Genomic DNA, 5770 nt, shown 5'->3' with positions numbered 1-5770 from the left:
GCAGTTACTGAAATACCTAATTGACTTATTTCGGAATTTTTAATTAGATGGAGAAGCTCTAAGTTTCTTTCTAAATATACTAAGCCTTCATTCCACTGTTTAGAAAAGGCCATTGTGTTTATTAAAGATATATTTGCTCTAAATTGAACTTCGATTGAAACACCTGATTTACTCAACTCTTCCCAAAGGACCTGAGCATCCACAAAGTTTCCATTAAATGCCATTTGATATGCAGTTAAATACTTAAAGCGATCATTTTGAGAGTTTGAGAAATTCAATTCAACAGACTTCAAATCTTTCATAATTTGATTAAATTGGATTGCGTCGCTTGTTCTTACTTTATCAGCTTGCTCCAATAAAAGATCAACATCATGACTTTCATCACTCCATACTGGAGTGATGAATGTCATTAGAATAAGAAAACCACAAATCTTAAGCATTAATTATATTGTTGCAGCGATTTCTGTTTTATCTTCAGATGGTTTAGTATCACCTTCTTGCTCTTTTTCTTTTTCTTCTTCATCTGCTGGAAATAAAATACAAACAACATCAGGACAAATATCCAACGCCTTTTCTAAAGCGACAATATCTCTATTCAGCATAGTTTGTTTTAATTGTTCATTTAGGTTCGATTCTGTAATGGCAGTTTCAAACTCGATTGCAGATTCTGTTAAACCAGATTCTTGTCCCATGCGTTCTAGTAACTTGATAATACTTGACATTTTGTCTCCTTAAGATTGCTAAAGTGCCGATTTAACGACGTTTTTTAGTTATAATGCAGCAATTCAACTTATGCTAATACACTATTTAACTGCGCGATATCCTACTGCGCTAATTCTTGTTCAATTTCAGCCAAACGTGCTACAAGCTTTTCATTTGGCTGCATTTTTTCACTCGGTGGTATAACTAGGGTTGTGTGCATATGAATCTCAGCTGTGACCAACTCTGAAAGTGACAAAGTTTCAATGCGAATATTATCTATTGGAAGTACAGCAGCCTCGTATAAAATCACTTGATGATCTAATGGATATTTTTCTGCCAGTAACTCAACCAAAACTTGGCGATGTGCAGCGCCTGTTGAGAATTTAGCTAGCGAACGATCTCCTGCCAGACCTATTTGCCACAAAATAAGATAACAAGAGGGATCATATTGGCGTTTATAAAACATAAACTGACTAGTCTCGAACTGCTGACATCCAAAACGGCCAGGATCGATACCTAAATCTGCAATCAAGCAATCCTCTGCTGAAATACCTGGAATCATCTTTGCTGCAAAGCCTTCAGCTTTTGCCATTGCAATTGACTTATGCGGTGCTTGGGCAAAAACCCCTGGGTGACCATAAAAAGCCCCAACCACTTTTTTACCCGCCCTCACTTCAGTCATCATGGCATTGACCATTTCATTGTACGTAAGTTGGCGATTTTTCCCCTCTTGATAATACTTTTGCAAGCTGCGCACATCCGAGTGCATTTCCTGTAGCCACAACTCGGTAATACCATGAGAAACCGCTGAGAAAACCACATCAGCTTGTTCAATATAACTTTTACTTAACGGGCAAATATGCGCCCCTAATGTCATACCAATACCAACACAAGCCAAGCTTCCAGACATACTAGTGCTCTTTTAATAATTATGAATAATAAGACACAATTTCCAACAAGATAACAGTTATAAACTTGTTTTTAAATTGTTAACCACCTAGTTTATACTTTTTTTGTAACTATAAGTATCACTTAGCTTTAATATAAAAACTGCGCTGAGTTTCATCGGAAGCAAAAAGGTTAAATCCAGCCTTGACTACAACCCGCTCACTTGCTCTATTTTTAACAGAACAATATGCGAAAATTGTTTCCATCTTTAAATAGTTAAAAGAATAATTTAACATCCCAACTAAAGCCTCTTCAGGGAATCCTTTGCCTTGAGCTCTTCGAGCTAGCATCAAGCCTGCTTCGGCATGCAATTCATTTTCATACCGCATAGCTATACTTTGAATCCCAATTACATCTTTAGTACCTTTGTTAATAATGGCCCAAATAACCTGCTTAAAAGGTATTTTATTATTTAATAAAAGCCCTGTTTCAAAAGTTGATGTCGCTTTAGCCAAGCTAAATGGCTCAGAAACATGTCTCATTATTTTAGGGTCACAATAAAGTCCGATATAAAAGTCTTTATCTTCAGCTTGCAACAACCGCATTGTTAATCGTTCAGTTTCAAACTCATGCATGTGAATATCGCCCTTTCGCTTCCATACTAATCCCTTTGCTCTGCAAATCGAATCACTCCCGTTTCATGGGCCGATCTATCAAAAATCACATAATAGTCATTCAATAATGGCGTTCCCAATAAGCATTGATTTGGCCATCTTGGTAGCTGGCTTAATATTTTAAAACACGCTTTACCTGGGCTTGGCGAGTTGAGTTGCCAATAATGTTCAGGCTTACAACTGATGGTTATCGCTTTATCAATAACTTCATTTTGTTTATCTGGGCACTCGTTAGTGATTTCACCGTCAAATGTAAAATGCAGTGTCGGCCAGTGGCTTAAATCATCAGGATGATGGCCTGTCATATCTCGGCCTTTAAATAGCTCGGCCATATCAATGCCTTTCTCTTGAAAACTGATATCTTTGAATGGCTCGACTAACGTTACAAAGTCACTAGAAACATTGTTAAATCCAGTCATCATGGCTTTGTATAACAAGTCTGTCAGTAAAATACCTGATACGCCGGTATCAATAATGGCGTTACTTTTATGGGATGCGACATACTGACTTTGTAATGCTGGAGCCTCTACTTCTGCTTGTTCACCCACCCGCATTGAATACAGTTTGACGTTGTAATAACGATTATGAATGACATCGATGGTTTTGAACTTTCCCTGATACAACTCGGTATGCTCTTTACCCCCACCCAATATTAACCAACCTTTGTTAAGTGGGTCAGCTGCAATTTGCTCTTGGGTATACTCTTGTTTAGCAATATGGATGCTCGAACGTTTTGAATAAAAGCCAAATTTATTGTGCGTTAAGCCATTTTTGTTAAGGCGAGTAAAATAAGGTACAACGGTCTGCTGTGGCTGTTTTTTCAAGAATTTTCTGAAACGCTTTAAATCCTCGCCACTAAAACGCTCTGACTCGTCTGCTTCATCACAGCTCTTTTCATCATGCTCGCAATGGGCTGGGCACACAGAGTTTGGCTCTGAAAAAGGCCATGGAAAGGTCGAGGCAGGTTTAATTTTATGTTTTTCGATGTAGGCTGTTAAATCATAGCTTTTATTAAGCCCATAATACGCCAGCCCTAAAATACCGTCTGCATTTGCGAACGTTTTTTGTTGCTGCAATGAAGGCACAATCGCGACAGGACAATTGTTAAGTGATAAAGGCTGATGCGCTAAGTTTAAATGTGGGACGTGGGTTGAGGTATTTTCATCCAAAGAATCTTGAGCTAATGGGTCGTGCTTGAGACCATCTTCATTCACACTCACCTTGGTATGCACTAATGGGCCATCCCAGCCACCTGCGCCATATATGACCTGTTGGGCAAAAGGACTAGATTGCAGATATTGGTCTTCATGAGGCTGATACACCTGCTTTTTTACAACAAGCGTACTGCTACCGGTATCAACAATTAAATTAGCCAAGCTACCTTCACTGCCAAGGCGCATTTGTACGCAGTAACCACCTTTGGCATACACATTTACTAGGGGTAACTTTACTGTGCGAGTTTTAGTTTTAGCTGGTTCAATTTCAGATACTATTTCTGATTCAGCGTTGGTTTTAAGCATTGTGCCTACAGCATCAACAGCGTCTGCAACATCTTGCTTAATATCATCTAGATGTTGTTGCATTTGATTATGGTGATGACAGTGGCCTAATAGGTGTTGATGATGATCATCATTTGAGGCTTGAATGGCGGCTTGCTGATTTAGCGCTTGCTCTTCTAATATCGCCGCCTCTTTAATAGCAGTTTCCTTGGCTACACTTTCACTACTTTTGACTTGCTCACTCATTAAACTTTTGCTTCCTTGCTATTGATACACTTGAAATGCTATCGATAGGTGCACAGCTACAAAACAAATTTACAGCAGGCAATTCATTGCGTTATGCCTTTTACTTTAAATTAACAATGTAACATTTGTCACGAAATAGATGAGTAAACACAGAATATTCATCATGAAAAATTGTTTGAGACTGTAAATCTAATGAGCCAAATCGATACTAAGAAACCAACACAAAATATGCAGGCATAAAAAAGCCTTATCGCAATTTCAGGATAAGGCTTCTTATAGATACTTGAACGAAAGTTAGCGAGGGTTCAGCTTTCTTTCCATATCGATAAACTCGCAACCTCGTTTTAAAAACTTAAACTCTTCAATTTCAGGTAATTGGTTTATCAAAAGTAATAGTTCAGCAAAAATATGCTCAAGCGCTAATTGATCTTTAACTTTTAAATGATTAAAAATCACTGGTCTTAGAACCATACTAAACGTACCGACAAAATCACGGTAGCGCTGCTCTTTAATCACTTGAATATTCAATTGAATTTCTTCAATACAAAGCGCTGCTAGAATTTCGTTTTTATCTCTAAAATTTTGATAACAACAAGCTCGAGATAATCCGCAAGCCCTTGGCACGTCCGACATAGAAAAGTTGATTAAACCTTGTTCTTTAATTAACTCTTTTGCCGCATTCAGTAAGCGCTGTTCTGTTGTCATAATTATCTCTGAATAAACTTGAGAACCGCATTGTATAACAACTGAATTAACGCTTGTATAGTTTCTTGTTAACCTCTATTTATTTACACTCAATTTCATCGTTCAACTCATTGGCAAGCTGAATATTTCATCTGCTGCGAGCTATAAATGAGGTACTTGTAATGACGGTAAATGGACTTGGTAATATTGGTGGGCTATTTCGCTTCGCTTAGCATGATACATCGCAATATCAGCATTTTTCATTAATGATTTTCTGTCTTGGCCATCTTTCGGATATTGTGCAATACCAATACTGGCACCAATAACAATCAAATGTCCTGAACATGGAATATCGATTAACAAGACTTGTTCTATATCTTTAGCAATAATGGAGATATCTTTCTCTTTTAGGTCAGGAATAATAATCGCAATTTCATCTCCACCAATCCGAGCAGCAAGTGCACCTTCTGGCATTACACTGTCTACCCGTTCGGCCACTATCTGTAAAATTCGATCGCCCTCAGAATGCCCAAAGGTGTCGTTAATCATTTTAAAATTATTAATATCGAGCATCAGGCAGTAAAAACAATCCGGCTTTTGGGCAATGACTTTATCCATATGACGATAATATTGCTGCCTATTGGGTAAACCTGTAAGTGAGTCATGGTTGGCTTGGTGATTTTTCTCTTTCAGTAAGATATCCATATTCGAAATGGTTTGCTTACTCAAATGAGTGACCAAATAAACAAACCAGCCACCAGCAAAAAAGATCCCAGCCACGACCAAGTGAATAAAGTTAATTGTTACCTGGTTTTTAAGCAGTAATGATAAATAGCTTAAATAACTCACAATAAACAGCGTTATCAGTAACAGCAAAGTTAGCCAGCCCTTGCTACTAAATTGAGAGTAAGCACAAATCAAGTAAGCAGGCTTTAAAGCAAGGCAAAGCCCAAGTAAGCCTAAGAGCACTAATATTGATGCAAATAAATCCATAGCCTCTCCAATTCAACCTTTACCTCTAAAGTATTTTTATTTAAAAAAAAATCTATGTTTACTTAAATATCAGCTTAATCACAC

General features: G+C 37.6%; 6 protein-coding genes and 1 pseudogene. All 7 read right to left on the bottom strand.

Annotated features, from left to right (window positions below):
• Nucleotides 1-410, bottom strand: a pseudogene (locus tag K5Q58_RS20380) (hypothetical protein); the annotation flags it as partial.
• Between the two features lie 33 nt (nucleotides 411-443).
• Nucleotides 444-722: a hypothetical protein gene (locus K5Q58_RS20375; protein ID WP_220755687.1), complete on the bottom strand. Its 279-nt coding sequence runs from the start codon at nucleotides 720-722 to the stop codon at nucleotides 444-446.
• Between the two features lie 101 nt (nucleotides 723-823).
• The gene (locus K5Q58_RS20370) at nucleotides 824-1612 is read right to left on the bottom strand and encodes an SAM-dependent methyltransferase (RefSeq protein WP_220755686.1); all 789 of its coding nucleotides are present in this window, start codon (nucleotides 1610-1612) and stop codon (nucleotides 824-826) included.
• 118 nt (nucleotides 1613-1730) lie between these two features.
• Nucleotides 1731-2225, bottom strand: coding sequence for a GNAT family N-acetyltransferase (locus K5Q58_RS20365; protein WP_220755685.1), 495 nt, complete (start codon nucleotides 2223-2225; stop codon nucleotides 1731-1733).
• Between the two features lie 26 nt (nucleotides 2226-2251).
• Nucleotides 2252-4009 carry a pepsin-like aspartyl protease gene (locus K5Q58_RS20360; RefSeq protein WP_220755684.1) on the bottom strand — a complete coding sequence of 586 codons (1758 nt, stop codon included), beginning with the start codon at nucleotides 4007-4009 and terminating at the stop codon, nucleotides 2252-2254.
• 294 nt (nucleotides 4010-4303) lie between these two features.
• Nucleotides 4304-4714, bottom strand: coding sequence for a TetR/AcrR family transcriptional regulator (locus K5Q58_RS20355; RefSeq protein ID WP_220755683.1), 411 nt, complete (start codon nucleotides 4712-4714; stop codon nucleotides 4304-4306).
• Between the two features lie 141 nt (nucleotides 4715-4855).
• Nucleotides 4856-5686: a GGDEF domain-containing protein gene (locus K5Q58_RS20350; protein WP_220755682.1), complete on the bottom strand. Its 831-nt coding sequence runs from the start codon at nucleotides 5684-5686 to the stop codon at nucleotides 4856-4858.
• Nucleotides 5687-5770: the final 84 nt, after the last annotated feature.

The organism is Shewanella sp. KT0246 (genome assembly GCF_019654955.1).
In the GTDB taxonomy this organism is placed as follows: Bacteria; Pseudomonadota; Gammaproteobacteria; order Enterobacterales; family Shewanellaceae; genus Shewanella; species Shewanella goraebulensis.
Note: the sequence above shows the minus strand (reverse complement) of the source record. Positions and strands in the feature narration are given on the sequence as shown.